This window comes from Acidovorax sp. FJL06 (genome assembly GCF_003852545.1).
Classification (GTDB): Bacteria; Pseudomonadota; Gammaproteobacteria; order Burkholderiales; family Burkholderiaceae_C; genus Acidovorax.
Genome location: NZ_QAJR01000023.1, coordinates 32,894 through 55,935, shown reverse-complemented (window position 1 = coordinate 55,935; position 23,042 = coordinate 32,894). Strand labels below are relative to the sequence as shown.

Genomic DNA, 23,042 nt, shown 5'->3' with positions numbered 1-23,042 from the left:
CATGTCCGAATCCTCCCCCCTGCCCCAGGCACCGTCTGCAACCCCCATCATCGCCGTGGAGCATGTCTTCAAGTCGGTGACCGATTCCACCGGGACCCTCGACATTCTGCGGGATATCGATTTCCGCCTGGCCGCGAGGGAAACCGCCGCCATCGTGGGCGCGTCGGGTTCGGGCAAAAGCACGCTGCTGTCCATCATCGCGGGGCTGGACACCCCCACGCGCGGCACGGTGCGCCTGGACGGGCATGACCTGTTCGCCATCGACGAGGACGAGCGCGCCGCGCTGCGCGCGCAGAAAGTGGGCTTTGTGTTCCAGAGCTTCCAGCTCATGGGCAACCTCACGGCGCTGGAGAACGTGATGCTGCCGCTGGAGCTGGCCAACCGTCCCGAGGTTCGCAAAAACGCGCGCAAGGCCGCCACCGAAATGCTGGCCCGTGTGGGTCTGGGCCAGCGCCTGTCGCATTACCCCAAGGTGCTGTCGGGCGGCGAGCAGCAGCGCGTGGCCCTGGCGCGGGCTTTTGTGGTGCAGCCTGCCGTGCTGCTGGCCGACGAGCCCACGGGCAGCCTGGACTTTGCAACGGGCGAGACCATCATGCGGCTCATGTTCGAACTGAACCGCGAGCAGGGCACGACCCTGGTGCTCGTCACGCACGACCGGGCCATTGCCGCGCAGTGCGAGCACCGCATCACCATCGACGCGGGGCGTGTCGTTTGAGCTGAATTTATTGGTGTTTTTTGGGCTGCTACGGCGCAACCGTATTGCCTTGATAGCTATTAAATCCATAGTGCGATGATGGGCAGCCCCATGGCCAGCGGATAATCCCCCCATGTCCAGCCCCAAAGTTCTCTTCGGCTTTCACGCCGTGGGCGTGCGTCTGAAGACCGCGCCAAAGTCCATCATCGAGATTTACTACGAAGCCACGCGGCGCGATGCGCGCATGCGCCAGTTTCTCGACCGCGCCCGCGAGGCCGGAGCCCGCCTCATCGAAGCCGACAGCGTGCGCATTGCCAAGCTGGCAGGCAGCCACGGCCACCAGGGCGTGGCTGCGCGGGTCGAGCCGGTGAAGGTTGCCACCTCGCTGGATGAGCTGCTGGAAGACCTGGAAGCCGCAGGCATCGAGCAGCCCCTGCTGCTGGTGCTGGACGGCGTGACCGACCCGCACAACCTGGGCGCCTGCCTGCGTGTGGCCGATGGTGCGGGCGCGCATGCCGTCATCGCCCCCAAGGACCACGCCGTGGGCATCAACGCCACCGTGGCCAAAGTGGCCAGCGGCGCGGCCGAGACCATGCCGTATTTCATGGTCACCAACCTCTCGCGCACCCTGAACGAACTCAAGGAGCGCAACATCTGGTGCATCGGCACCAGCGACGATGCGCCCAAGACCATCTACCAGGTGGACCTGAAAGGCCCTGTGGCCCTGGTGCTGGGCGCCGAGGGCGACGGCATGCGCCAGCTCACGCGCAAGACCTGCGATGAGCTGGTCAGCATCCCCATGAAGGGCGCCGTCGAGAGTTTGAATGTCTCGGTGGCCAGCGGCGTGTGCCTGTACGAGGCGCTGCGCCAGAGGACTTGAGGGGCGCGGCGGATGTGGTGGGCCTTCACAACCCCGTGCGGGCCGTGGCGCCCACCGTTCACTCGGTGAAAACCCCCGGTTTCAGGTCTCCACGGCGGCTTTTGTCGCGCAACGGACAGCTGGGGTGCACAGCGGCCGGTAGCCTGCGCCACCTTTGTTCTATCCGCCCTGCACACCATGAGCCGTCGTCAATTTCTGCTGCGCGCCACCCAGGCTGTCGCTGCCACTGGCCTGCCCGCCTGGGCCCACCACGCCCAGGCCGCTGAAGAGGCGCTGACCGCCCGCGCCATCACCCTGGGCTGTTCGATTGCGCTCACCGGCCCGCTGGGCCAGGCCGGCATCGAGCAGCTGGCCGGCATGAAGGCCGCGTTTGCCGAGGTGAATGCCGCAGGCGGCGTGCATGGCCGCGAGATCCGCGTGGAGGCCAAGGACGACGGCTATGTGGCCACGCGCACGCTCAAGAACGTGACCGAGATGGTCGAGGCGCAGTCGGTGTTTGCGCTGATCTCGCCACTGGGCACGGCCAACACCGCGGCCATCCTGCCGTTGGTGGAGTCCAAGGGCATTCCCACGGTGGGCCCCGTCACGGGCGCCACCTCGCTGCGAGCACCCGGCAACAAGCATGTGTTCTTCCTGCGCCCCACCTACCGCGAGGAAACCCAGCGCCTGGTCAAGCAGATCGTGGACATGGGTCTCAAGCGCATTGCCGTGGTGTACCTGGACAACGCCTTTGGCAAGGAAGTGCTCAAGGACATGTCCGCGGCGCTGGACGAGATCAAGGTCGAGCGGGCGGGCGAGTTCGCCCTGGCCGTGGACGGCAAGAACGGCACCGAGCTGGCCGACCACGTGGCCGCCGAGCGCCCTGGCGCCGTGCTGCTCGCCACCACGGGCACGGCCAACACCGCCTTTGTGCAGGCTTTCCGGGCCAAGGCCCAGGGCGTGCCGCTGGCGGGCCTGTCGGTCACGGTGATTGCCTCGGAACTGCCCAAGCTCGCGGCATCGACGCGTGGCCTGGCGCTGGTGCAGGTGTTCCCCGATGCCAATTCGCAGAAATCGGTGGCGGTGCGCAAGTTCCAGACCACGATGAAGGCCATGGGCGCGGAGGCCGCCTACCTCAACAGCGGCAGTGCGCTCGAAGGTTGGCTCAACGCCCAGATCATGATCGAAGGCCTGAAGAACGCGGGCAAGGAGCCCACGCGCGAACGCCTGCGGGCCGGCCTGGCCAGCATCCGGGCGCTGTCGTTTGGCGACTTCAACGTGGGCTTTGGCAACAAGGCGCCCTATATCGGCTCGGACGCGATCTACCTGGCCGTGTACGCCGAGAACGGCCGCCGGATCAGCTGAGCTGGCGGGGCTTTTTGCCGGCTACACCCAGCCGAAAGCCCCCAGCACTGCGCCCGCACCCAGCATCCACAGCAGGTGCAGCTTGGTGCGCCACACCAGCAGCACGGTGGCGGCGCTCAGCAGCCACAGGGGCCAGGCCGTGGCCGAGCTGCCGTGGGCGCGGGCCAGCACCCACGAGGTGGCCAGCAGCAGGCCGATCACCACTGGCGCCATGCCCTGCTTGAACGCGCGCACGCCCCGGCGTTCGCGGTTGCGGTGGCCCCAGCGCGTGGCCAGCCAGGTGAGCAGGCTGCTGGGCAGCATAACGCCCAGCATGCACACCGCCATGCCCAAAGTGCCCAGCAGCCAGCCGCCCATGCCAGGGCCGCCTGCGTTGATGCCCACGTTCCAGCCCAGCAGGGCGATGAACAGCACGTTGGGGCCGGGCGCGGCCTGGGCGATGGCGATGGAGGCGTTGAACTGCGGGTCGGTGAGCCAGGCCTGTCGCTCGACCAGAAAGCGGTGCATGTCGGGCGCGGTGGCAATGGCGCCGCCCACGGCCAGCAGCGACAGCGACATGTAGTAGAGGAACAGGTTCAGCCAGTCCATTGGGCTGAGCGCGAGGGCAATGCTGTTCATGGTGCGAGCTTCCTCCAGGTCAGCAGGCAGGCTGCGCCGCCGATCACCGGCAGGATCCACCAGAGCGGCCAGTGCAGCACCACCATGGCCACGATGGTCAGCGCCAGGAATGCCACGCACAGCGGGCGGCCCAGCGGGTGGCTTTTGATGGAGGTGAACAGTTTGATGGCCACCCCGGCGATCAGCCCCGCCGCCACCGCGCCCATGCCGCGCAGCGCGCCGGCCACGGCCGGGTGGCTGGAGAATTCGGCATAGACCACGGCCAGCGCCAGCACCAGGACCAGCGGAAAGGTCAGCATGCCCGCCAGCGCCGCGAACGCGCCGCGCAGGCCGAAGTAGCGGTCGCCGATCATGATGCTGAGGTTGACCACGTTCGGACCCGGCATGATCTGCGCCACGGCCCAGTCCTCGACGAACTCCTCGTTGGTCATCCAGCGCTTTTTCTCGACCAGCTCGCGCTGCACCACGGCCAGCACGCCGCCAAAACCCTGCAGGGCCAGCCAGGTGAAGGACCAGAACAGATCGGCCGGGCTGCGGGGCTGGGGCCTTGGGAGGGACTCGGGGGGCGGGGAGGGCAGATCGGCAGCGGCGGCCATGAAAATTTTGGTAAAAATGGCCGCTACCGCGCTTCTGTATTGCGGTGGCAGCTATTAAATCAGGAGTGGTGGGTGGAGCGGCCATGGACATGGCGCCCCGTGCGCCATGTTACGCGCGCTGCGCGGCGGGCGAGGGCTGCACGTGGGGCGCAGGCGTCGCGTTGTGGCAAGGCTGGGGCGGTGATTTGCGTCCGCGCACGGGCCCGCATGGGCCTGCGGGCCGCTATGCTGCGTGGTGGTCGCAGCTTGCAGCCAGCAGCCTGCTGGGTTCTTGCTGCCGCTGCGGCCCCCAATCGATCCACAAGGACTCCCCGCCATGAAACTCATCCGCTACGGCCAGCCCGGCGCCGAGCGCCCCGGTCTGCTGGACGCCACCGGCACGCTGCGCGACCTGTCGATGCTGCTGCCCGACATCGGCCCCGCCCAGCTCAGCCCGCGCACTCTGTCGGCCCTGGCCGCCATCGACGCCAGCCGCCTGCCGCCCGTCTATGGCACGCCACGCCTGGGCAGCCCGGTGGGGGGCGTGGGCAAGATCGTGTGCGTGGGGCTCAACTACGCCGACCACGCCCGCGAGGCAGGCCTGCAGCCGCCCGCCGAGCCCGTGCTCTTCATGAAGGCCGTGACGGCGCTGAGCGGCCCCCACGACGATGTGCGCATCCCCGCCGGTGCGGTCAAGACCGACTGGGAGGTGGAGCTGGGCATCGTCATCGGCACCCGCGCGTGCCGCGTGAGCCAGGCGCAGGCGCTGGAACATGTGGCGGGCTATGTGCTGGCCAACGATGTGTCCGAACGCGCCTGGCAGATGGAGCGCGGCGGCCAGTGGGACAAGGGCAAGAGCCACGACACCTTCGCCCCCATCGGCCCCTGGCTGGTGACGGCCGACGAGGTGGGCAACCCGCATGCCATCGACCTGTGGCTGGAAGTGAACGGCCAACGCGTGCAAAACGGCAGCACCCGCAATTTCATCTTTGATGTGCCCACGGTGGTGTCGTACATCAGCGAGTTCATGACGCTGGAGCCGGGCGACGTGATCCTGACCGGAACCCCGGCCGGCGTGGGCCTGGGCCAGAAACCCGCGCCCTGGTTCCTCAAGCCCGGCGATGTAATGCGCCTGGGCGCGACCGGCCTGGGCGAGCAGGTCCAGAAATGTGTGGGCGGCTGATACAGCCTAGCCCAGCTTGCCGCGCAGCAGATGGTCCTTGGTGCGCCAGCCGGCTTCCTCGGGCGTCGCTACCTTGAAGAGCTTGAGGTCGGCCTGGCTGGCGTGCTTGACGCGGTAGACCTTGAAACTGGCCTGGTTCGCATAGGCCACCATGAACCAGATTGCGTCCCCGCTGGCCTGCGTGGGGTAGTCCACCTGGTGCCAGCACAGGTCGGCCAGGCTTTTCTGGGCCACCTCGCACACGCGTGCGTCGGCCTGGTGCTCGTACTTCACTTCCAGGATCTTGGCCATGGCGTCCTCTCGCTGGGGTCGTTGTGCTGCAGTATCCAGGCTCGGCGGCCACGGCGGGGCTCTGACCGTACAGGCTGGTAGGGAATGCCAAAAAGTCCGGCAAAGCGCGCTATGGTGGTGCGCTGATTGCTATTGATCTGGAAGCACCTTGGGGGGATTGGCGTCGGCATCGGCGTTGGCATCCATGTCGGTCCGGCTCAGTCTTCAGTCTGCAGCGACTCCACAAACACCAGCTCGCAGGAGTTGGCGCCCGAATCCGTGCGGGTGAGCGAACTGGTCCAGCGCCAGCCGCTCGCGTGGCTCACCTCCACCAGCTTGCCGGTGATGCGCACCAACTGGCCCTGGCGGACCTTGGCCAGGGCGCGCTCCACCGCCGCGTCGGCCGCAATCATGTGCATGTTGGCCGACGACTCGATGATCTCCTGCACGGGGATGGGTGGCTGGTCGCGCCAGGAATAGCGGTACCAGCGGCCGCCCTGGGTGATGTTGAGCGGCCCGTACACCGCCGGGTCGGCCATGCGCTTCCAGCCCAGCGCCAGGTCGGTGCGCGACAGATCGGCCTCCCTGCCCAGCGAATAGTCCTCGCGCGACAGCACCCGCGCCCGCACCGCAAAGTTCGCCAGCGGCTTGATCTCATACCCCTGCCGCACAAACGGCGCATCGCGCGTGGCCGTTTGCACGGGGCTTTCGGCAAACGGCGGCTGCACAGCCACCGGGCCCTGCAGCTGCTGGCCCGCACGGTGCAGCCGCAGCTTCTCGACGGCAAAAAACGCGATCAACAGCGCGATGGCGATCTTGAAGACGGTGGAGAGGCTCATGGTGCGGCGGGCCGGGCAAAGGCGCGTGGTGGCACGATTGTGCACAGAAGCGGTGGGTGGGCCAATCCATCGCCAAAGGCGCACCATGAATGGGCCCTCAGGCCGTGGCAGAGGCCTCGATCCCCACCCAGCCCGCCTCCGTGTAGCGGGCACCTGCCACCTGGCCAGGCGCAAACAGGGCGTCAAGCGCATCCATCACCTCGGCGGGCAGCGTGGCCTGGGCTGCTGCCAGGTTCTGCTGCAGGTGCTGGCTGCGCCGGGTGCCGGGGATGGGCAGCACATGCGGATGGCGGTGGAGCATCCAGGCCAGCGCCAGCGTGGTCACCGGCAGGCCTGCGGATTGCGCCAGCCGCGCCAGGCCTTGCTGCAGGCTGCGGTTGGCCTGGCCCTCGGCACCATTGAAGCGCGGCAACGCCCGCCGGAAGTCGTCCTGTGTCAGCGCCTCCACCACGGGCGGCTGATCGGTGAGGAAGGCCCGGCCCAGCGGGCTGTAGGCCACAAACGCAATGCCCAGCGCCTGGGCGGTGGGCAGCACGGCCTGCTCGGCGCCGCGCTCCCACAGCGAATATTCGCTTTGCACAGCCGCCACCGGGTGCAGTGCGTGGGCGGCGCGCAGGCTCTCTGCACTCACCTCCGACAGGCCCACGGCCGCAATCTTGCCGGCGCGCACGAGGTCCCCCAGGGTGCCCATCAAGTCCTCCAGGGGTACGGCTGGGTCGCGGCGGTGGCAGTAGCACAGGTCGATGCGCTCCACCCCCAGGCGCTGCAGCGAGGCGTCGCAGGCCAGGCGAATGTAGGCGGGCGAGTTGTCGATGCGCCGCTCGTAGCGGCCAGGCTCGCGCACGATGCCGAACTTGGTGGCCACCGTGACCTGATTGCGCTGGCTGGGGGAGAGTTCGTGCAGAAAGCGACCCAGCAGGGATTCGTTGTGGCCAAACCCATAGGCGTCGGCAGTGTCGAAATGGTTCACGCCCAGGCCGTGCGCCATGTGCAGCGTGGCCAGCGATTGCGCATCGTCGGTCTGCCCGTAGAACTCGCTCATGCCCATGCAGCCCAGCCCCAGGGGGTGGACCTGGCGCTGCCCCAGCGGGCGCGGCAACGGGAGGATATTGTTGGAGGGATTGTTCGGTTCATCCATATGATTCCTTTGGGTAGTGGCAGGTACCTGCAGCAAAGAGGTGGATGTTCTGCCTGCGAGCATCCTCCCGCAAGCGCTTCTGGTCTGAATGCACTGTCCGGCCAGGCCGCACAATGGCCGCGCCATCCCGCCCTTTGCAGGCCGGTGGGTGTGGAACAATCCGCCCCATGCCCGCACCCCCCGACCTCCAGCACCTGCGTGCCTTCATGGCCGTGGCCGAGTGGCGCAGCTTTCGGCGCGCGGCCCGGGCGTTGAACCTGTCGCCATCGTCGGTAAGCCAGGCCGTGCGCACGCTGGAAGAGCGGCTGGGCGTGCCCCTGCTGCAGCGCAGCACGCGCAGCGTGTCCATGACCCAGGCGGGCACCCAGCTGCGGGCCCAGCTCATGCCGGTGATGCAGGGGCTGGACGGCGCGCTGGCCGAGGCGGCCCAGTGGGGCCAGGAGGTGCGTGGGCATCTGCGGCTCAATGTGCCGCGCAGCGCCGCCGACCTGCTGCTCGGCCCTTTGCTGGGCGGATTTTTGAAGGCCCACCCCGGCGTGGCGCTGGAGGTGTGCACCCAGGACGGGCTGGTGGACATCGTGCGTGAGGGGTTTGATGCGGGCGTCCGCTTCCCCGAAGCCCTGCCGCAGGACATGGTGGCCGTGCCCATCGGGCCACCACAGCGGTTTGCCGTGGTAGCCGCCCCCACATTGGCCACCGCCCTGGGCGTGCCCGAAACCCCGCACGACCTGCTGCAGCGGCCCTGCGTGCGCCAGCGCTTCCCCAGCGGGGCGCTGTACCGCTGGCAATTTGTGCCCCCGGGTGAAGGCGCCCAGGCCTTTGACCTGGCCGTGGAAGGCCCGCTCACCGTGGACGACCAGCGCCTGGCCCTGCGTGCCGCGCTGGGGGGCGCAGGCTGGGCCTATGTGTACGAAGCGATGGCTCTACCGCACCTGCGCGCGGGCCAATTGGTGCAGGCCCTGGCCGACTGGTGCCCGGCCGAGCCCGGCTTTGCGCTGTATTACCCCGGGCGCAAGCAGGTCAGCCCGGCGCTGCGCGCCTTGATCGACTGGCTGCGGGGGCAGGCGTAGGGGTTGAGAGCTGGGCTGCGCCGGGCTCCATCGAGCGGCTTGTCCCCAGAGGCCGGGGCAGGGGCAGAATCTGCGCCCGCTCTTCGCAAAATCGCCGCGCCTCTTCCATTAGCCAGTCCCGCACCGTTTGCATGGCGGGGCTGGGGTGGCTGGTGGTCACAAACGAATACGCCGCGCGCGATGGCACGCTGCGCCCCAGCAGCGGCACCAGGCGCCCGGCTTTCATGTCCTGCAGCACCAGCGCCGCGCGGCCCATGGCAATGCCCTGGCCGGCCAGCGCGGCGCCCAAGGCCAGTTGCGACAGGTTGAACTGCTGGCCACCGGTCCAGGGCGGTGGCGTGGCGCCCATCTGCGCAAACCAGTGTTGCCATTCCTCGTACGTGTCTGCGCCATCCCAGGCGCTGCCGTCGTGCAGCAGCCAGTCGCCGTGCAGGTCTTGCGTGGTGGTAATGGGCGGGTGGCGGGCCAGGAACTCGGGGCTGGCCACGGGGATGAGCCATTCGTCGAGGAACACGGTGGCGTTCAGGTCGCGGTAGCCGCCCAGGTCAAAACGCACGGCGGCTTCCACGCCGTCGCGCACCATGCGGGTGCGGTCCAGGGTGTGGAACTCGCCAAACACGCGCAGCCCGGTGTGGGGGTGCTGGCGAAAGAAGTCGCCCAGCCGGGGGGTGAGCCAGCTCATGGCAAACGAGGGCGAGCAGCTCAGCGTGGCGGTGGCGGCCTCTGCTGGCTGGCGCATCTGGGCCAGGGTGCTTTCGATGGCGTCAAAGCTCTCGCGCAGCACCACGGCCAGCCATTTGCCCTCGGGCGTAGGCACCAGGGCGCGTGGCGTGCGCAAGAACAGCGGGCGGCGCAGCCAGTCTTCGAGCTGCTTGACCTGCTGGCTCACGGCGCCCTGGGTGATGCACAGCTCGGCCGCCGCCTTGGTAAAGCTGCCGTGGCGGGCGGCTGCATCAAAACTGCGCAGCCAGGCCAGCAGGGAGGGGGAGAGGCGAATATCCATTATTAATACTAATGCTGCGCTCAATATAAATGGTTTGTGACGGGGGCGTGACCGGCGAAGAATGGGGGCAAGACTTTTCGAGATGAACGCGCCATGACGATTGCCGAATCCCAACCTCTCATCGATGCCCTGCTGGCCACCCGCCTGCGCAACGCCCAGCCTGCGTTGTGGACCAATGTAGCCCGGCAGGCACAACCCGCCGCCGCGCTGCCTGCACTGGGCAGAACCATTAGTCTGGATGATACGCACGCAGCGGCTGCCCGCCTGGCCCGTTTTGCCGGGCTGCTGGCGCAGGTGTTCCCCGAGCTCGCCGCCACCGGAGGCGTGGTGGAGTCGCCCCTGCTGCCTGCTGCGGCGCTGGCGCCTGCACTGGGCATGGCCGACGCGCAAGGCCGCCTGTTCATCAAGGCCGACCACAGCCTGCCCGTGGCGGGCTCCATCAAGGCCCGGGGCGGCATGCACGAGGTGCTGGAGTTTGCCGAGGGGCTGGCGCTGCAGCATGGGCTGGTGCAGCCCGGGGGCGACTACCGAGCGCTGGCGACGCCGCAGGCGCGCGAGGTGCTGGGCCGCTACCAGGTGGCGGTGGGCTCCACCGGCAACCTGGGCATGGGCATTGGTGTGGTGGCATCGGCCCTGGGCTTTCAGGCCACGGTGCACATGTCGGCCGATGCCAAGGAATGGAAAAAAGACCGCTTGCGCCAGCGTGGTGTGCAGGTGGTGGAGCACACGGGCGACTACGAACGCGCCGTGGCCGCAGGCCGTGCCGAGGCGGCCAGCAACCCGCTGTGCCACTTTGTGGACGACGAGCAATCGTTCTCGCTGCTGCTGGGCTACAGCGCAGCCGCGCTGCACCTCCAAAAGCAGCTGGCCGAGCAGGGCGTGGCGGTGGATGCCGAGCACCCCCTCATCGTTTACCTGCCCTGCGGTGTGGGCGGTGCGCCGGCGGGCATCACCTTTGGCCTGCGGCAGGTGCTGGGGCCGCATGTGCACTGCTTTTTTGCCGAGCCGGTGCAGTCGCCGTGCTTCATGGTGCAAATGATGGCCGGGCAGGGGGAGCACCCCTCGGTCTACGACTGGGGCCTGACCAACCGCACCGAGGCCGACGGCCTGGCCGTGCCGCGGGCCTCGCTGCTGGCGGCCGAGCTGATGCGGCCGCTGCTGTCGGGTGTGTTCACGGTGGCCGACGACACCTTGTTTGCGCAGCTGGTGCAGGTGCTCGATGCCCTGGGCGAGCGCATTGAGCCTTCGGCCGCTGCAGGCTTCAGCGGCCCGACCCTGCTGACGGGCACCACGGCCGGGCAGGCCTGGCTGCGCAACTCGGGCATCGACGCCGTGCTGCACAACGCCACCCACCTGGTGTGGACCACGGGCGGCCTGCTGGTGCCCGATGCGCAATACCAGGGCTTTGTGCAGCGCGGGCGGGCCGTGCTTGCGGCGCAAGGCTGACCCGTTCCCGGCTTCATCAACCTTTGTGACCTTTGGAGAGAACCCCATGAACCGCAAGCAACTGCTTTTGTCTGCCGCCCTCTTTGCCGCCCTGGGGACCACCGCGTGGGCGCCTGCCATGGCACAGGAGGCGGCCTTTCCCACCAAGCCGATCACGCTGGTGATCCCGTTCCCGCCGGGTGGCGCCACCGATGTGCTGGGCCGCCTGATCGGCAAGAAGCTGGGCGACAAGCTGGGCCAGAGCGTGGTGATCGACAACCGCGCGGGGGCGGGCACGGTGATTGGTGCCACCTCGGTGGCGCGGGCGGCGCCCGATGGCTACACGCTGCTCATGAGTTCGGGCACCACCTTCACCGTGAACCCGGCGGTGCGCGCCAAGCTGCCGTATGACCCGGTCAAGAGCTTTGAGCCCATTGGCATTGCCGGGCGCACGGGCCTGATCCTGCTGGCCAACAAGGATGTGCCCGTGGCCGATGTGAAGCAGTTCGTGGCCCTGGTGAAGGCCGGGCCGGACAAATATTCGTATGGCTCGTTTGGTGCGGGCACCACCTCGCAGTTTGCGGGCGAGATGTTCTTTCATGCCGCGGGCCTCAAGATCCAGCATGTGCCCTACAAGGGCAGCGCACCTGCGATGACCGACCTGCTGGGCGGGCAGATTCCGTTCACCGTCGATACCGTGTCGGCCGCGCTGCCGCAGCTCAAGGACGGCAAGATCAAGGCCATTGCGGTGACATCCGGCAAACGCTCGGCCCTGTTGCCCAAGGTGCCCACGCTGGCCGAAAGCGGCTACCCGGGCCTGGAGATGGACACCTGGCTGGCCATGGTGGCGCCGCGTGGTTTGCCACCGGCCGTGAAGGCGCGGTTGGAGCTGGCGCTGGCCCAGGTGGTGGCCGACCCGGAAACGCGTGACAAGCTCATCGCCACGGGGTTTGAACCCGCCTATGCTTCGTCCAAAGCCGTGACCGAGCTGATCGACAAGGAACTGCCCCTGATGCGCGCCATTGCCCAGCGGGCGGGCATCACGGCCGACTGAATGCATGAACCCACGCGAACAAGGAGACAAGCCCGAGATGACAGCAAGCCCCCAAGCCCTGGTCGAGCTGACGGCCAACGAACTGCGCCACCGCATCGGCACGCGCGAGATTTCCCCGGTGGAGCTGCTTGACGCCTGCATCGCGCGCATCGAGGCGGTGAACCCGCATGTGAATGCCGTCACGGCCACTTGCTATGACCGCGCCCGCACCGAGGCCAAAGCGGCCGAGCAGGCCGTGTTGCGTGGCGAGCCGCTGGGCCTGCTGCATGGCCTGCCCATGGGCGTGAAGGATCTGGAGGCCACAGCGGGGCTGCTGACCACCTATGGTTCGCAGATTTACCGCAGCAACATCCCCGCCGAGGACAACGTGCTGGTGGCGCGCCTGCGTGCGGCGGGCGCCATCGTGGCGGGCAAGACCAACATCCCCGAAATGGGGGCGGGTGCCAATTCGCGCAACACGGTATGGGGCGCCACGGGCAACCCGTTCAACCCCAACCTGAACGCCGGGGGCTCGTCGGGCGGCTCGGCCGCTGCGCTGGCCTGCGACATGCTGCCGGTGTGCACTGGGTCGGACACGGGCGGGTCGCTGCGCATCCCGGCGTCCATCTGCGGCGTGGTGGGCTTCCGGCCCTCGCCCGGTGTGGTGCCCAGCTCGCGCAAGCTGCTGGGCTGGACGCCGATCTCGGTGGTGGGCCCCATGGGCCGCACGGTGGAAGAAGCCTGCCTGCAGCTGGCGGCCTCGGCGGGCATGTCGGCGGGCGACCCGCTGAGTTACCCGCTGGACCCGACGAGCTTCCTTTTGCCCGAAACCGTGGACCTGAGCCGCCTGCGCGTGGCCTACACCGAAGACTTTGGCGCCTGCGCGGTGGACAACGGCATCCGCGCCGTGTTCCGCAACAAGGTGCAGGCCATGAAGCACCTGTTTGCGCGTTGCGACGCCATCGACATCGACCTGGGCGATGTGCACCGCTGCTTCGACGTGCTGCGCGCCGAGGCCTTCGTGGCCAGCACGCGCGAGGCCTATGAGCGCGACCCCGCCAGCCTGGGCCCCAACACCCGCGCCAACTACGAAATGGGCGCCGCCATGACGCTGCTGGACAGCGCCTGGGCCCAGGCCGAGCAGACGCGCATCCTGGCGCGGTTCCAGAAGCTGTACGAGGAGTACGACGTGATCCTGGCGCCCACCACGCCCGTGTCGCCCTTTGCGTGGACCGAGCTGTTTGCCAGCCACATCAACGGCGAGCCGCAGGCCAACTACTACCGCTGGCTGGCGCTGACCTATGTGAGCACGCTCACCACCCATCCGGCGCTGAGCCTGCCTTGTGGGTTGGACGATGCAGGGATGCCGTTTGGCCTGCAGATCGTGGGGCGCTTCCGAGCCGATCGCCACACGCTGGGCGTGGGGCATGCGCTGGAGCAGGCGTTCAAGGGCATTGCGGGGCTGGCGCGGCCCCGGCCGGACATTGCCAAGCTGATGCAAACGCGGGCCGAGCCCGCGCTGACCTCCATCGTGACCGGCGCCCCCGACCCCCGCGATGCCCGCAGCCTGCCGCGCGACGACCGTGCGGCATCGGCCGCTCAGGTATCCGCTGTTTGAGCAGGAGACGTAGATGCAATCCGTGGACACCATCGTGATCGGCGCAGGCATTGCTGGCGCCTCTGTGGCGTGGCAACTGGTGCAGGAAAGCGGCGCAGCCCAGTCGGCCAGTGTGTTGCTGCTGGAACGCGAATCGCAGCCCGGCTACCACACCACCGGCCGCTCGGCCGCGCTGTACATGGCCACCTATGGCACGCCCAACATCCAGGCGCTGACCCGGGCCAGCCGCGCGTTTTACGATGCGCCGCCGCCTGAGTTTGGCGCCGACCCCATCCTCTCGCCCCGGGGCGTGGTCTATGTGGCGGGGGCGGACCAGCTGGATCTGCTCAAGCAGACCTACGACGAAGCGCATGCCACTTCGCCCAATGTGCAGTGGGTGGACAAGGCCGAGCTGCTGGCAATGTTGCCTTGCCTCAAACCCGAGGCCGTGGCTGCAGGCATGAGCGAGCCCGAGGCGGCGGACATTGATGTGAATGCCCTGCACCAGGGCTACCTGCGCGGCCTGCGCCAGCGCGGTGGCCAGGTGCTGACGAACGCCGAGGTCACGGCCCTGCAGCGCCAGGGCGATGGCTGGTTGGTGACCTTGGCCGATGGCCGGGTGCTGCAGGCCAAATCAATAGTCAACGCAGCCGGTGCCTGGGCCGACGTGGTGGCAGGCCTGGCGGGCGTTCCGCCCGTTGGCCTGGAGCCGCGCCGGCGCACCGCCTTCACCTTTGCCGTGCCCGAGGGCATGGACGCGACCCACTGGCCTGCGGTGATCGGGGTTGACGAGAGCTTTTACTTCAAGCCCGATGCGGGCCAGTTGCTGGGCTCACCCGCCAACGCCGACCCGACGCACCCGCACGACGTGGTGCCCGAAGAGCTGGACGTGGCTACGGGCATCTATCACATCGAGGAAATGACTCGGTTCCAGATCCGCCGCCCGTCACACACCTGGGCGGGGCTGCGCTCGTTTGTGCCGGATGGCGACATGGTGATTGGCTGGGACAACCACGTGCCCGGCTTTTTCTGGCTCGCCGGGCAGGGCGGGTATGGGATTCAGAGCGCGGCGGGTGCCTCGTTGCTGGCGCGGCAGCTGTTGCGGGGCGAGCCGCTGGCCGAAGAACTGGTGCGCGAGGGCGTGGGGGTGGAAGGGCTGTCGCCTGCGCGGTTGCGCTGACCAGCCAGCGCAAACGGAGGGGGCTCAAGCTCTCAGGCGAAGGTATTGACGTTGGTGCCCAGCGTGCCGCTGGTGGCCAGCTGGGGCTGGGGCATGGACTGCTGCATGGCGTCGATCATGGTGGCGGCCGACACGGCCTGCATGTCCAGCGCCTTTTTCAGCACCACCATGTTCAGCGCGTCCGATGTCTTGGCACTGGCCAGGTTGGTGGCGGTGCTGACGATGCTGTTGGCGAGGGCGACGTCCATGGCGATTCCTTGCGGTAATGGCGGTTTATCGGCATCCCGGCGGCGGGCTTGAGGGGTGTTACATCTGCCGCAGGGGGTGGGCCTGGGGTCAGGGCCGGTTGTCTGTCCAGCCCACCCGGCCCTGGCCGCCATCGTTGATGCGCTGCACAAAAGCGCCCGCTTGCGCCTCGGGCAGGCGGATCTGCAACTGCACCAGCGTGCCATGCTGCACCGCCACCAGCTCGGCACCGGCCGATTCGACCTCGCGCCGCACAAAGCCCTCCAGCGCATAGGGCACCTGGCACTGCAGCGTGGCCATGCGCTGCAGCGTGACCTTGGGGGCGGTGAGCAAAGCCTGGGCAATGGTGTCGGTGTAGGCGCGCACCAGGCCGCCCGCCCCCAGCTTCACACCACCAAAGTAGCGCACCACGGTGGCCAGCACGCCTTCCAGGTCCTGGTGGCGCAGCACATCCAGCATGGGGCGCCCGGCCGTGCCGCCGGGCTCGCCGTCATCCACCGCTGCCGACTGCCCGCCTGCCAGCAGCGCCCAGCAAATGTGGGCGGCCCCGGGGTGCTGCTTCCACAAGGCATCGACAGCGGCCTGGGCGCTGGCGCGGTCGGCCATGGGCTGCACGCAGCCGATAAAGCGGCTTTTCTTGATGATGAGTTCGCTGTGGGTGGGCGCGGCCAGGGTGTGGGGCATGGGGCAGCGAGTGTACGGCGTGTGATGAATGTCACGCCGGGCGCACTGATCAGATAGTGGGAGTGGCTTGGCGGCCTGGAATGTGCGTTCTGTCACACGCCAGAGCGGCATGCATTCCTACACTGCCCAGCGGTTGTGGTGGCCTACGCTGGCGCTGCGTTTTTGAAAGCACCAGGCCCACCGAAAAAAGGAACTGCCATGTTTGCCGCCCCGTTCTCTGCCCCCGTGCCCTCCAGCGATGCCAGCCAGGTGTTTGGCCGGTTCGTGTCCCGGTCTGCCCCGGCCGCCACCCACAAGCCCACGGTGGCACCCATGGTGAGCGACCTGATGGAGGAAGAGGACGACCTGCCCGACCTGGCCCAGCGCGTGCGGGAAGTCGGTGAGTGGTAAGCGGTGCGGGGCCCGATCCCGGCTTTGCCACCGATGGCCCTCTTGGGGCCATTGTCGTTTTGGAGCGAGGTTTGTCCGAGCCGTCAGCAGCCCGTGCTGCCACCGCCCGGCATGTCTTCCAGGCTGCGCGCCATGAGCACGCTGGCGTAGTTGGTCAGTGGCCGCCAGTCGCACTCACCCACCACCCGGTAGCCCCAGGATGCGTACATCGCAATCAAGGCCGCCGCAGGCTGGGCCGTGTCCAGCGCCAGGGTCCGGGCACCTGCCTGTCGGGCAAACGCGGTGGCATGGGCGTGCAGTTCTTTGCCGTAGCCCCGGCCCTTGGCCTGGGGGGAGATGCAGAACTGGCACAGCGACCAGACCGTGGGGTCGCGGTACAGCGGCACGGGGGAATCCGGCTGGGGTGGCCGCAAGGTGGCCGTGCCCACATAGTCGCCTGCATCCACCATCACCAGGCCGGTGCCCGACGCAAAGCGCTTGGCTGTGTCTTCCACCGACTGGTGGGTGCCCCAGTAGCGCAGGCCCAGGCGGGCGTGGGGCGCGTAGGCCGCATGGATGAGCGCCGTGAGGCGCGCCAGGTCGTCCTCGGGCGTGACCTGGCGGATCGTGGGGCGGGGGCTGTCGGTCATGGTGGTGGCCTTGTATGGCGTGCGGTGCCAGCAGGTGTTTGTTGCAGCTACAGCTTCAGCTCCCAGGTCTCTCCTACCAGCTGCTGGCCAAAGCCGTCATAGGGCTCCGACTTGGTCAGGCGAAAGCCGCGCTGGGCATAAATGCCCCGGGCGGCGGCCAGGCAGCTGTTGGTCCACAGCACCATCTTCTTGTAGCCCTTGGCGCGCGCAAAGGCAAGGCATTCGTCGGTCAGCCGCGCGCCCAGGCCCAGCCCGCGCGCCTTGGGGGCCAGGATCAGCATGCGCAACTGGGCCGTGTTGGGGGATTTGCGCACCACAAACACCGCGCCCACCCGCTCGCCGTCCAGCTCGGCGATCCAGGCCTTTTCCCCGTCGGGCTGGAACTTGCGCAAAAACTGCGCGGCAATGTCGGCCACCAGGGCCTCGAAGCGGCTGTCCCAGCCATATTCGCGCCAATAGATCTCGCCATGCTGCTGCACCACCCAGCCCATGTCGCCGGGCACGGGGTCGCGCAGCACGGCCATGCGGGGGGCGGCATTGGTGCCTGGGGCCGGGTCCAGCAGGGTTTCGATGCGTTTCATGGCATCCACCACCTCTTGCTGGCGTGCCGGGGGCAGGGGGGCGAGCAGGGCGGTGGCCTCGTCGCGCGAGCGCTGCTGCAGCGGCTCGAACACCGCGCGCCCGGCCGCAGTCAGGGCCAGCACGCTTTGCCGGGCGTCCAGCGTGCTAGTGCTGCGGCTGATCCAGCCCGCCTGCTCGAAGCGGCGCAGGATGCGGCTAATGTAGCCACCGTCCAGGCCCAGCTCCCGCGCCAGTTCACTGGCCACGGGGTCTTCGCGGTGGGCCAGCTCATAGAGCACGCGCACGTCGGTGAGTGACAGGTCGCTGCCCAGGTACGGGTCCAGCACGCCAATGCGGCGGGTGAAGAAGCGGTTGAAGTGGCGCACCGCCTTCACGGCGCCTGGAGAGACGGGGGTGGTGGCTGTGGGGGCTGCCGTGGTGCTGCTCATAAATGCCTTTGTCAGTTAATTAATTGACAAAAGCAAGTATATGCTTGATGGTCATCAAGCCTGCAACGGTGAGGGGCAAGCACGCCCAAGGCGACAAAAACCGCCTGCCAACGTAAAATCGCGGGTTATCCACCACAGACGCGCCCCACGAAGGCCCCCATCGCCCAGGGGGCGGCCGCGACCCCCTTTGCATGAACGCCCCCGTTGACGTCTCCTTTTTTGCGCGCGCCGCAAAGCCTTTGACCAGTTACCGTCCGTACTGGGCCAAGCGCTTTGGCACGGCCCCGTTCCTGCCGATGAGCCGCGCCGAGATGGAGAAACTGGGCTGGGACAGCTGCGACATCGTCCTGGTGACGGGTGACGCGTATGTGGACCACCCGAGCTTCGGCATGGCTGTGATCGGCCGCACGCTGGAGGCCCAGGGTTTCCGCGTGGGCATCATCGCCCAGCCCGACTGGCAAAGCGCCGAGCCCTTCAAGGCGCTGGGCAAGCCCAACCTGTTCTGGGGCGTGACAGCGGGCAACATGGACTCGATGATCAACCGGTACACCGCCGACCGCAAGATCCGCAGCGACGACGCCTACACCCCCGGCGACATCGGCGGCAAGCGCCCCGACCGCGCGGCCATCGTCTACAGCCAGCGCTGCCGCGAGGCCTACAAGGACGTGCCCATCATCCTGGGCGGCATCGAAGGCAGCCTGCGCCGCATCGCGCACTACGACTACTGGAGCGACAAGGTGCGCCGCTCCATCGTGGTGGATGCCAAGTGCGACCTGCTGCTGTACGGCAACGCCGAGCGCGCCCTGGTCGAGGTGGCGCACCGCATTGCGGCGCGCGAGCCGGTCGAAAAGATTACCGACGTGCGCGGCACCGCCTTTGTGCGCCGTCCTGACGACGAAAGCGGCAAGGGCTGGTTCGAGATCGACTCTTCCAGCGTGGACGAGCCCGGCCGTGTGGACGCACACATCAACCCCTACCTGACCACCAGCGAGCAGGCCGCCGCGCAAGGCAGCACCTGCAGCAAAGAGGACGGTGCTCCCGAATCAGGAGCGGCAAGCGCTTGTGGGACGGGCGCTAGCAGCCAAAACAATCCAAACCCCGCCATTGCACCCATCCAGTTCGTGGCCAACCCAGCGGTCAAGCTCAAGGCGCCCCCGCGCGACAGGAGCGTGATCCGCCTGCCCAGCTACGAGCAGGTGAAAAGCGACCCCGTGCTGTATGCCCACGCCAACCGCGTGCTGCACCTGGAGACCAACCCCGGCAATGCACGTGCGCTGGTGCAGGCGCACGGTGAGGGCGTGACCGCGCGCGACGTGTGGATCAACCCGCCCCCCATCCCGCTCACCACGGCCGAGATGGACCATGTGTTCGACCTGACCTACGCTCGTGGCCCGCACCCGAGCTACGCCGACGAGAGCGGCGGCCACGACGGCGCGACCAAGATCCCCGCGTGGGAGATGATCCGCTTTTCGATCAACATCATGCGCGGCTGTTTTGGCGGCTGCACCTTCTGCTCCATCACCGAGCACGAAGGCCGCATCATCCAGAGCCGCTCCGAGGATTCCATCATCCAGGAGATCGAGGACATCCGCGACAAGGTGAAAGGCTTCACCGGCACCATCAGCGACCTGGGCGGCCCCACGGCCAACATGTACCGCCTGGGCTGCCGGAGCCCCGAGATCGAGGCCGCCTGCCGCAAACCGAGCTGCGTGTACCCCGGCATCTGCCAGAACCTCACCACCGACCACGGCCCGCTGATCAAGATCTACCGCCGTGGCCGCGCGCTCAAGGGCATCAAGAAGATCCTGATCGGCTCGGGCCTGCGCTACGACCTGGCCGTGAAGTCGCCCGAGTACGTGAAGGAGCTGGTGCAGCACCACGTGGGCGGCTACCTCAAGATCGCGCCCGAGCACACCGAGCAAGGGCCGCTGACCAAGATGATGAAGCCGGGCATCGGCAGCTATGACCGCTTCAAGCAGATGTTCGAGAAGTTCAGCGAAGAGGCGGGCAAGAAGCAGTTCCTGATCCCGTACTTCATCGCCGCGCACCCGGGCACCAGCGACGAGGATATGATGAACCTCGCCATCTGGCTCAAGAAGAACGGTTTCCGCGCCGACCAGGTGCAGACCTTCTACCCCAGCCCCATGGCCACCGCCACGGCCATGTACCACTCGGGCCGCAACACGCTCACCAAGGTGCGGCGCCAGATGCGCGACGTGGACGAAGAGTCGGTGGACATCGTGCGCGGCGAAAAGCGCCGCCGCCTGCACAAGGCCTTTTTGCGCTACCACGACCCGAACAACTGGCCGTTGCTGCGCGACGCGCTCAAGGCCATGGGCCGCGCGGACCTGATCGGCAACGGCAAGCACCACCTGATCCCCACCTTCCAGCCGCTGACCGACGGCGGCTACCAGAGCGCGCGGCGCAAGAACTCGACCCCGGTGGGCAAGCCCGCTGCGGGTGTGCAGCCCAAGCCCAGCCAGCCGCAGAAGGGCCGCATGCTGACGCAGCACACGGGCCTGCCGCCCCGGGTGACGGGCGCTGCCGCGGCTCCCAAGCCCGCGGGTGGCGGCAAGGGTTTCAAGAAAGCGCGCTGACGGCGCGTGCCGCAGGCCAGGCCGGGCTCGTCAGGCCTGGCGCTGCTGGGGGAATGGTGAGGTCGGCGGCAGTGGTGCATGTCCCTGCGCCGGGCCTGCGCTCCATGCGGGCACTGGTTTGGCGGCGCTGCCGAGGGCAAGATAGTCCTGCAGCGGCACTGGCCGCGCCAGCGCATAGCCCTGTGCGTAGTCCACGCCAATGCCCCGCAAGGCCTCCACGATGGCTGGCGATTCGGCAAATTCTGCAATCGTCTGCTTACCCATCACATGGCCGATGTGGTGGATCATCTCCACCATCGCCCGGTTGCCTGGGTCGTGCAGCATGTCTTTGACGAAGCTGCCATCGATCTTGAGGTAATCGACCGGCAGGTGCTTGAGGTAGTTGAAGGACGACATCCCCGCGCCAAAGTCGTCGAGCGCAAAGCGGCAGCCCAGTTGCTGCAGCTCTTTCATCAGCCGCACGGCGTTGGGCAGGTGCGATATGGCGCTGGTTTCCGTGATCTCGAAGCACAGCATGTGCGGGTCCACCCCCGACTCGGCCAGTGCGCTGCGGATGAGCTTGAGCAGGCCGTCGTCTCCCAGGCTGGTGCCCGAGAGGTTGATGGCACAGGTGTGCACCGGCGGCAGGCCCGGCAGGTGCTGGCGCCGGGCCAGAAGCTCCAGCGTGTGGCGGATGACCCACCGGTCGATGGAAGTCATCATGCCGTAGTGCTCGGCCGCAGGGATGAAGCAGCCGGGCGCAATCAGCTGGCCGTCGTTTTCGCGCAGGCGCAGCAGCACCTCCATGTGCAGGCCGGTTTCGCCGCTGGGCTGCAGCGGGGCAATGGCCTGGGCGTGCAGCTGGAACTGGTTGTGCTCCAGCGCCAGGCGCAGCCGCCGCACCCAGTCCATCTCGCCTTCGCGGCGGCTCATTTCGATGTCTTCCGTCTGGTAGATGAAGACGCGGTTGCGCCCGCCTTCCTTGGCACGGTAGCAGGCCATGTCGGCCACACGCATGGCCTCCTGGATGGAGGTGAGCGCGGGGATGAGCTGCACCATGCCGATGGACAGGCCGGTGCGCAGCTGCTGGCCACCCCAGGTCAGCCGCAGCTCCTGTCCGGCCTGGCGCAACTGCTCGGCGATGCGGGCCGAGGGGCCGGCTGGGCAGTCCTTGAGCAGGATGCCAAACTCGTCGCCACCCAGGCGGGCCAGGGTGTCGCCCTCGCGCAGGTGGCTTTGCAGCATGCGGCAGACCTCGCGCAGCATCTCGTCGCCCGCCTGGTGGCCGCAGGTGTCGTTGATGAGCTTGAACTGGTCCATGTCCACGTACAGCAGCGAGCCCTCGCGCCCCACGGGGCGGGGCTGGGCCAGCAGGGCTTCGAGCCGGTGCTCGAACTCGCGCCGGTTGACCAGGCCCGTCAGCGCATCGTGGCTGGCCTGCCAGGACAGCTGCTCCACATAGTGCTGCTCGCGGGTCACGTCGTGCAGCACCAGCACGGCCCCGGTGAGCAGGCCCCGGTGGCGGATGGGTGAGCCCACCAGCTTGACCGGCACGATGGTCTGGTCCGGTCGCACCAGGGTGGTGTGGATGTTGCTCAAGGCCGTGCCGTCGCTGCGCAGGATGTTCTGCACCAGGCTGTCTGCCGACAAGGAGGGGGTTTCGCCATCAAACACCAGCAGCTGCGCCAGCGGCAGGCCCGTGGCCGGGCCGGCTGCGCGGGCCAGCAGTGCCTCGGCGGCGGGGTTCATGTACAGGACCTCGCCCAGGGTGTTGGTCGTGACCACGCCATCACCAATGGCGGTCAGGGTGGTGTGCGCCTGTTCGCGTTCGGCCTCCAGGGCCTGCTCGGCGTTGCGGCGCTGCACCAGCAGGCCATGGGTGTGCCACAGGGTCAGCAGGATCAGCACCACGGCCATGCCTAGGTTGGTCCACATCAGCAGCAGCACGATCTGGCGCGAGCTTTCGCCCAGGGACTCGCTGAAGTTGCGGGCGGCGGGGGTCACGCCGGCATTGATCTCGCGGATGCTGTCTTGCCACTGCTGCCGCGTGGGGGCGTCTGCCGTCCCATCGGTGTTGCGCTGGTGGATTTCGTGCGACAGCTCGCGCAGCGCGTCGATGTATTCGTCGCCGATGAGCCAATGGCTCACGGGTTTTTTCACCAGGTCCAGGTGGTCGAAGTGGCGCAGCAGCCAGATCAGGCCGGCGATGTCATCCGGGTGGTTGCCGCCGCGCAGAAAACCGTCACGCGCCACATCGGTCTGCACCTGGCCGGGCTGCAGGGCCAGGCGCGCAGCCCGGTCGCCCAGGGGAATCTCCATGGCGCGGGTGAACCCGTCAAACGCCTGGGGCGAGCCATGGAGGGCGTATTGGTTGAGGAAGTAGATGGCGTCCTTCTGGCCCTTGGTCCACAGGCTTTCGCCCGCCACAAAGGCGCGCACGCTGGACAAGACCTGCAGGCTGGCCGTGGCGCAGGCGGCCAGCAGCAGCACCATCACGATGAAAGGCCAGGTCACCCGCAGCGTCAACGGCACCGGTTTTCGCTCGACTGGCTGCAACACATCCATGGATTGGTCCCCCGCCTCATGCCAAGCTGTCCGACGCCGGTGATGCCTGGTGGCCTCGCCCAGCGCGCCCTCATTGCCCATTGGTGTGCCCGC

At 67.9% G+C, this 23,042-nt stretch carries 22 protein-coding genes; 11 read left to right on the top strand and 11 right to left on the bottom strand.

Going from position 1 to position 23,042, the window contains the following annotated elements; genetic code table 11:
• Position 1 precedes the first annotated feature (1 nt).
• The 3 genes from DBV10_RS13960 (at position 2) to DBV10_RS13950 (ending at position 2,918) form a co-directional block, all read left to right on the top strand.
• On the top strand, positions 2-715 hold the full coding sequence (locus tag DBV10_RS13960; RefSeq protein WP_124514222.1) for an ABC transporter ATP-binding protein: 714 nt from the start codon (positions 2-4) through the stop codon (positions 713-715).
• Between the two features lie 112 nt (positions 716-827).
• Entirely contained in the window at positions 828-1,574 is a 747-nt protein-coding gene (gene rlmB, locus DBV10_RS13955; protein WP_124514221.1) for a 23S rRNA (guanosine(2251)-2'-O)-methyltransferase RlmB, read from the top strand.
• 177 nt (positions 1,575-1,751) lie between these two features.
• Positions 1,752-2,918 carry an ABC transporter substrate-binding protein gene (locus tag DBV10_RS13950; RefSeq protein ID WP_124514220.1) on the top strand — a complete coding sequence of 389 codons (1,167 nt, stop codon included), beginning with the start codon at positions 1,752-1,754 and terminating at the stop codon, positions 2,916-2,918.
• Positions 2,919-2,939: 21 nt separating this feature from the next.
• Here DBV10_RS13950 and DBV10_RS13945 read toward each other — a convergent pair whose 3' ends face one another.
• Positions 2,940-3,536: a chromate transporter gene (locus tag DBV10_RS13945; protein ID WP_124514219.1), complete on the bottom strand. Its 597-nt coding sequence runs from the start codon at positions 3,534-3,536 to the stop codon at positions 2,940-2,942.
• Positions 3,533-4,132 carry a chromate transporter gene (locus DBV10_RS13940; protein WP_124514218.1) on the bottom strand — a complete coding sequence of 200 codons (600 nt, stop codon included), beginning with the start codon at positions 4,130-4,132 and terminating at the stop codon, positions 3,533-3,535. The genes DBV10_RS13945 and DBV10_RS13940 overlap by 4 nt, the downstream gene beginning before the upstream one ends.
• 316 nt (positions 4,133-4,448) lie before the next feature.
• On the opposite strand from DBV10_RS13940, the gene DBV10_RS13935 reads away from it, so the two are divergent.
• Entirely contained in the window at positions 4,449-5,294 is an 846-nt protein-coding gene (locus DBV10_RS13935) for a fumarylacetoacetate hydrolase family protein (protein WP_124514217.1), read from the top strand.
• A gap of 6 nt (positions 5,295-5,300) precedes the next feature.
• Here the strand turns inward: DBV10_RS13935 and DBV10_RS13930 are convergent, their stop codons facing one another.
• The 3 genes from DBV10_RS13930 to DBV10_RS13920 form a co-directional block, all read right to left on the bottom strand.
• On the bottom strand, positions 5,301-5,585 hold the full coding sequence (locus DBV10_RS13930) for a DUF6150 family protein (RefSeq protein WP_124514216.1): 285 nt from the start codon (positions 5,583-5,585) through the stop codon (positions 5,301-5,303).
• Between the two features lie 197 nt (positions 5,586-5,782).
• The gene (locus DBV10_RS13925) at positions 5,783-6,403 is read right to left on the bottom strand and encodes a hypothetical protein (protein WP_124514215.1); all 621 of its coding nucleotides are present in this window, start codon (positions 6,401-6,403) and stop codon (positions 5,783-5,785) included.
• A gap of 97 nt (positions 6,404-6,500) precedes the next feature.
• Positions 6,501-7,541: an aldo/keto reductase gene (locus tag DBV10_RS13920; RefSeq protein ID WP_124514214.1), complete on the bottom strand. Its 1,041-nt coding sequence runs from the start codon at positions 7,539-7,541 to the stop codon at positions 6,501-6,503.
• 167 nt (positions 7,542-7,708) lie between these two features.
• Here DBV10_RS13920 and DBV10_RS13915 point away from each other — a divergent pair, with 167 nt between their 5' ends.
• Entirely contained in the window at positions 7,709-8,611 is a 903-nt protein-coding gene (locus DBV10_RS13915; RefSeq protein ID WP_124514213.1) for a LysR family transcriptional regulator, read from the top strand.
• Here the strand turns inward: DBV10_RS13915 and DBV10_RS13910 are convergent.
• A complete protein-coding gene (locus DBV10_RS13910) occupies positions 8,562-9,614 on the bottom strand; it encodes a LysR substrate-binding domain-containing protein (protein ID WP_233589922.1) in 1,053 nt (350 codons plus the stop codon). The two genes, DBV10_RS13915 and DBV10_RS13910, sit on opposite strands and share 50 nt — an antisense overlap.
• Positions 9,615-9,707: 93 nt before the next feature.
• Here DBV10_RS13910 and DBV10_RS13905 point away from each other — a divergent pair, with 93 nt between their 5' ends.
• The 4 genes from DBV10_RS13905 to DBV10_RS13890 are packed head-to-tail and all read left to right on the top strand — an operon-like array spanning position 9,708 to position 14,849.
• Complete coding sequence (locus DBV10_RS13905; protein ID WP_124514212.1) at positions 9,708-11,060, top strand: D-serine ammonia-lyase; 1,353 nt, start codon at positions 9,708-9,710, stop codon at positions 11,058-11,060.
• Between the two features lie 46 nt (positions 11,061-11,106).
• A complete protein-coding gene (locus DBV10_RS13900) occupies positions 11,107-12,093 on the top strand; it encodes a tripartite tricarboxylate transporter substrate binding protein (RefSeq protein WP_124514211.1) in 987 nt (328 codons plus the stop codon).
• 37 nt (positions 12,094-12,130) lie between these two features.
• Positions 12,131-13,690, top strand: a complete 1,560-nt coding sequence (locus DBV10_RS13895) for an amidase (RefSeq protein ID WP_124514210.1) — start codon at positions 12,131-12,133, stop codon at positions 13,688-13,690.
• Positions 13,691-13,703: 13 nt separating this feature from the next.
• Entirely contained in the window at positions 13,704-14,849 is a 1,146-nt protein-coding gene (locus DBV10_RS13890; RefSeq protein ID WP_124514209.1) for an FAD-binding oxidoreductase, read from the top strand.
• Between the two features lie 32 nt (positions 14,850-14,881).
• On the opposite strand, the gene DBV10_RS13885 is transcribed toward DBV10_RS13890, so the two are convergent.
• Positions 14,882-15,097 carry a YjfB family protein gene (locus DBV10_RS13885; protein ID WP_124514208.1) on the bottom strand — a complete coding sequence of 72 codons (216 nt, stop codon included), beginning with the start codon at positions 15,095-15,097 and terminating at the stop codon, positions 14,882-14,884.
• A gap of 88 nt (positions 15,098-15,185) precedes the next feature.
• Complete coding sequence (locus tag DBV10_RS13880; protein WP_124514207.1) at positions 15,186-15,779, bottom strand: YigZ family protein; 594 nt, start codon at positions 15,777-15,779, stop codon at positions 15,186-15,188.
• Between the two features lie 198 nt (positions 15,780-15,977).
• On the opposite strand from DBV10_RS13880, the gene DBV10_RS13875 reads away from it, so the two are divergent.
• The gene (locus DBV10_RS13875) at positions 15,978-16,169 is read left to right on the top strand and encodes a hypothetical protein (protein ID WP_124514206.1); all 192 of its coding nucleotides are present in this window, start codon (positions 15,978-15,980) and stop codon (positions 16,167-16,169) included.
• Between the two features lie 83 nt (positions 16,170-16,252).
• Here DBV10_RS13875 and DBV10_RS13870 read toward each other — a convergent pair whose 3' ends face one another.
• Both DBV10_RS13870 and DBV10_RS13865 read right to left on the bottom strand, forming a co-directional pair.
• A complete protein-coding gene (locus DBV10_RS13870) occupies positions 16,253-16,798 on the bottom strand; it encodes a GNAT family N-acetyltransferase (protein WP_124514205.1) in 546 nt (181 codons plus the stop codon).
• A 47-nt stretch (positions 16,799-16,845) separates the two neighbouring features.
• A complete protein-coding gene (locus tag DBV10_RS13865; protein ID WP_124514204.1) occupies positions 16,846-17,808 on the bottom strand; it encodes a helix-turn-helix domain-containing GNAT family N-acetyltransferase in 963 nt (320 codons plus the stop codon).
• Between the two features lie 191 nt (positions 17,809-17,999).
• On the opposite strand from DBV10_RS13865, the gene DBV10_RS13860 reads away from it, so the two are divergent.
• The gene (locus tag DBV10_RS13860) at positions 18,000-20,405 is read left to right on the top strand and encodes a YgiQ family radical SAM protein (RefSeq protein ID WP_124514203.1); all 2,406 of its coding nucleotides are present in this window, start codon (positions 18,000-18,002) and stop codon (positions 20,403-20,405) included.
• A 30-nt stretch (positions 20,406-20,435) separates the two neighbouring features.
• Here the strand turns inward: DBV10_RS13860 and DBV10_RS13855 are convergent, their stop codons facing one another.
• Entirely contained in the window at positions 20,436-22,949 is a 2,514-nt protein-coding gene (locus tag DBV10_RS13855; RefSeq protein ID WP_233589921.1) for a bifunctional diguanylate cyclase/phosphodiesterase, read from the bottom strand.
• Positions 22,950-23,042 lie beyond the last annotated feature (93 nt).

Coding starts and splice junctions, on each gene's coding strand:
- DBV10_RS13960 (WP_124514222.1), top strand. CDS start 2: ATGTCCGAATCCTCCCCCCTGCCCCAGGCACCGTCTGCAACCCCCATC.
- rlmB (WP_124514221.1), top strand. CDS start 828: ATGTCCAGCCCCAAAGTTCTCTTCGGCTTTCACGCCGTGGGCGTGCGT.
- DBV10_RS13950 (WP_124514220.1), top strand. CDS start 1,752: ATGAGCCGTCGTCAATTTCTGCTGCGCGCCACCCAGGCTGTCGCTGCC.
- DBV10_RS13945 (WP_124514219.1), bottom strand. CDS start 3,536: ATGAACAGCATTGCCCTCGCGCTCAGCCCAATGGACTGGCTGAACCTG.
- DBV10_RS13940 (WP_124514218.1), bottom strand. CDS start 4,132: ATGGCCGCCGCTGCCGATCTGCCCTCCCCGCCCCCCGAGTCCCTCCCA.
- DBV10_RS13935 (WP_124514217.1), top strand. CDS start 4,449: ATGAAACTCATCCGCTACGGCCAGCCCGGCGCCGAGCGCCCCGGTCTG.
- DBV10_RS13930 (WP_124514216.1), bottom strand. CDS start 5,585: ATGGCCAAGATCCTGGAAGTGAAGTACGAGCACCAGGCCGACGCACGC.
- DBV10_RS13925 (WP_124514215.1), bottom strand. CDS start 6,403: ATGAGCCTCTCCACCGTCTTCAAGATCGCCATCGCGCTGTTGATCGCG.
- DBV10_RS13920 (WP_124514214.1), bottom strand. CDS start 7,541: ATGGATGAACCGAACAATCCCTCCAACAATATCCTCCCGTTGCCGCGC.
- DBV10_RS13915 (WP_124514213.1), top strand. CDS start 7,709: ATGCCCGCACCCCCCGACCTCCAGCACCTGCGTGCCTTCATGGCCGTG.
- DBV10_RS13910 (WP_233589922.1), bottom strand. CDS start 9,614: ATGGATATTCGCCTCTCCCCCTCCCTGCTGGCCTGGCTGCGCAGTTTT.
- DBV10_RS13905 (WP_124514212.1), top strand. CDS start 9,708: ATGACGATTGCCGAATCCCAACCTCTCATCGATGCCCTGCTGGCCACC.
- DBV10_RS13900 (WP_124514211.1), top strand. CDS start 11,107: ATGAACCGCAAGCAACTGCTTTTGTCTGCCGCCCTCTTTGCCGCCCTG.
- DBV10_RS13895 (WP_124514210.1), top strand. CDS start 12,131: ATGACAGCAAGCCCCCAAGCCCTGGTCGAGCTGACGGCCAACGAACTG.
- DBV10_RS13890 (WP_124514209.1), top strand. CDS start 13,704: ATGCAATCCGTGGACACCATCGTGATCGGCGCAGGCATTGCTGGCGCC.
- DBV10_RS13885 (WP_124514208.1), bottom strand. CDS start 15,097: ATGGACGTCGCCCTCGCCAACAGCATCGTCAGCACCGCCACCAACCTG.
- DBV10_RS13880 (WP_124514207.1), bottom strand. CDS start 15,779: ATGCCCCACACCCTGGCCGCGCCCACCCACAGCGAACTCATCATCAAG.
- DBV10_RS13875 (WP_124514206.1), top strand. CDS start 15,978: ATGTTTGCCGCCCCGTTCTCTGCCCCCGTGCCCTCCAGCGATGCCAGC.
- DBV10_RS13870 (WP_124514205.1), bottom strand. CDS start 16,798: ATGACCGACAGCCCCCGCCCCACGATCCGCCAGGTCACGCCCGAGGAC.
- DBV10_RS13865 (WP_124514204.1), bottom strand. CDS start 17,808: ATGAGCAGCACCACGGCAGCCCCCACAGCCACCACCCCCGTCTCTCCA.
- DBV10_RS13860 (WP_124514203.1), top strand. CDS start 18,000: ATGAACGCCCCCGTTGACGTCTCCTTTTTTGCGCGCGCCGCAAAGCCT.
- DBV10_RS13855 (WP_233589921.1), bottom strand. CDS start 22,949: ATGGATGTGTTGCAGCCAGTCGAGCGAAAACCGGTGCCGTTGACGCTG.